Annotated in this window: 1 pseudogene (only partly in view); it reads left to right on the plus strand. The window is 59.4% G+C overall.

Annotation, left to right across the window (positions count from 1 at the left end):
* A pseudogene (locus tag CKW35_RS29010) lies at positions 1 to 3,107 on the plus strand (retention module-containing protein); its annotated part reaches 2,614 nt to the left of the window's first position; the annotation flags it as partial.

The following is a 3,107-nucleotide window of genomic DNA, read 5'->3' on the forward strand; positions in this document are numbered from 1 at the left end:
AACCCAGGGCAGCGTTGATTTCCAGACCCCGGCGAACGACGTCTACAACAACGGTTCGACTGTAAGCACAACCATAACCGGCGCTTCCGGTGGCAACTTCGAGCAGCTGACGCCGAATCCGACCCCGGCTCAGACCACGATCAACGATTCAGTAGACACCACCACCGCAACGCTGACGGCGAACCCGTCGGTGACCGAAGGCGGTGTCATCACCTACACCGTGACCCTGAGCAACCCTGCCCAGACGCCGGTAACCGTGACCCTGTCCAACGGCCAGACCATCACTGTTGAAGCGGGCAAGACCCAGGGCAGCGTTGATTTCCAGACCCCGGCGAACGACGTCTACAACAACGGTTCGACTGTAAGCATCACCATCGAGAACGCCACGGGCGGTAACTTCGAGCAGTTGACCCCGAATCCGACCCCGGCTCAGACCACGGTCAACGATTCAGTAGACACCACCACCGCAACGCTGACTGCGAACCCATCGGTGACCGAAGGCGGTGTCATCACCTACACCGTGACTCTGAGCAACCCTGCCCAGACGCCGGTAACCGTGACCCTGTCCAATGGCCAGACCATCACTGTTGAAGCCGGCAAGACCCAAGGCAGCGTTGATTTCCAGACCCCGGCGAACGACGTCTATAACAACGGTTCGACTGTCAGCGTCACCATCGAAAACGCCACCGGCGGCAACTTCGAGCAGCTGACCCCGAATCCGACTCCAGCCTCGACTGTCATCAATGACAGCGTCGATACTGTCACCGTAAGCATCGTCAGCAATGGCAATGTGACCGAAGACCAGCAACCTTCCTTTACTGTGAACGTAAGCCAGGCGCTGGATCGTCCGTTGACCGTCACTTTGTCGAACGGAGACACCGTGACGATCGAAGCCGGTAAGACCGAAGTCGAGTACAAGACTCCGGCTCAGGGTGATGACGTCTATCACGACGCTGGCTCCATCACCCTCAGCGTTACCGACGCTACCGTTCCAGGTGCCACTTTCGAGAACCTGGCCTTGGGTGGTCCAGCTACCGTTGAGATCTCGGACACTATCAGTGAAGTTGTGGCTAAGCTGACCGCCACCCCTTCGGTGACCGAAGGCGGCGAGATCACCTACACGATCACGCTGACCAACAAAGACGGCCTGCCGATCAACAACCACGGCGCCCTGACCTTCACGCTGAGCGACGGCAAGACCGTCATCACCGTGCCGGCCAACGGCACCAGCGGTTCGATCACCGTGACTGCTCCGGACAACGTTTACGTTGGCAGCAATACCCCGGTGGTACAGTCGATCGCAACTGTTGCTGGCGCTGATGTCGGCAAGTTCGAACAGCTGACCCTGGACAAGACGCCGGTCAGCACAACCGTTACCGATGAGCCAGGTACTCCGGGCAACCCAGGCGGCAACAACGAAGGTGACTTGGTCAAAGTAACCATCACTGCCGACCAGACTTCGGTGACCGAGAACGTCAAACCGACGTTCACCGTGCACATCAACCAGCCGCTGGAGCACGACCTGGTCGTGACCCTGAGCAACAATGCCACGGTGACCATCAAGGCCGGCGAAACCAGTGCACCGTACGAGCACGCGGCGCAGGGCGATGACGTTTACCAGGATGCTGGCGAAATCACCCTGGGCATCAAGTCGGCGGTAGACGCTACCGGTGCTGCCTTCGAGAACCTGCAGTTGGGTGGTGATGCTTCGGTCAAAGTGACCGACACCATCGACGAAGTGGTAGCCAAGCTGACTGCGACGCCTTCGGTTACCGAAGGCGGCGAGATCACCTACACCATCACGCTGACCAACAAAGACGGTCTGCCGATCAACAACCATTCGGCGCTGTATTTCAAGCTGACCGATGGCACCACCGTTGTCGTCGCGGCCAACAGCACCACCGGTTCGGCCACTGTAACCGCGCCGGATAACGTGTATGTCGGTACTAACCAGCCGGTGGTCAATGCCATCGATGCGGTCAGCGGCGCGGATGCGTGGAAGTTCGAAAACCTCAATCTGGACAAGACCCCAGTCAGCACCCAGGTTATCGACGAACCAGGCACCCCAGGCAACGAAGGTGACATCGTCAAAGTCACCATCACCGCTGACCAGGTATCGGTGGCCGAGAACGTTAAACCGACCTTCACCGTGCACATCAACACCGCCCTGGCCCACGACCTGGTCGTGACCCTGAGCAACAATGCCACGGTGACCATCAAGGCCGGCGAAACCAGTGCACCGTACGAGCACGCGGCGCAGGGCGATGACGTTTACCAGGATGCTGGCGAAATCACCCTGGGCATCAAGTCGGCGGTAGATGCTACCGGTGCTGCCTTTGAGAACCTGCAGTTGGGTGGTGATGCTTCGGTCAAAGTGACCGACACCATCGACGAAGTGGTAGCCAAGCTGACTGCGACGCCTTCGGTTACCGAAGGCGGCGAGATCACCTACACCATCACGCTGACCAACAAAGACGGTCTGCCGATCAATAACCACTCGGAGCTGTATTTCAAGCTGACCGATGGCACCACCGTTGTCGTCGCGGCCAACAGCACCACGGGCTCGGCCACTGTAACCGCCCCGGATAACGTGTATGTCGGTACTAACCAGCCGGTGGTCAATGCCATCGATGCTGTCAGCGGCGCGGATGCGTGGAAGTTCGAAAACCTGAATCTGGACAAGACCCCGGTCAGCACCCAGGTTACCGACGAACCAGGCACCCCAGGCAACGAAGGCGACCTGGTCAAGGTCACCATCACCGCCGACCAGACTTCGGTGGCGGAAAACGTCAAACCGACGTTCACTGTGCACATCAACCAGCCGCTGGATCACGACCTGGTTGTGACCCTGAGCAACAACGCGACCGTGACCATCAAGGCGGGCGAAATCAGCGCGCCGTACACCCACGATGCGCAGGGGGATGACGTCTACAATGATTCGGGCGAAATCAGCCTGGGTATCAAGTCGGCGGTAGACGCCACCGGTGCTACCTTCGAGAACCTGGAGCTGGGCGGTGCGGCTACCGTCCAAGTGACAGACACCACCGACGAAGTCGTGGCCAAGCTGACCGCGACGCCTTCGGTCACCGAAGGCGGCGAGATCACCT

This window comes from Pseudomonas sp. Irchel 3F3, assembly GCF_900187545.1.
Classification (GTDB): domain Bacteria; phylum Pseudomonadota; class Gammaproteobacteria; order Pseudomonadales; family Pseudomonadaceae; genus Aquipseudomonas; species Aquipseudomonas fortuita.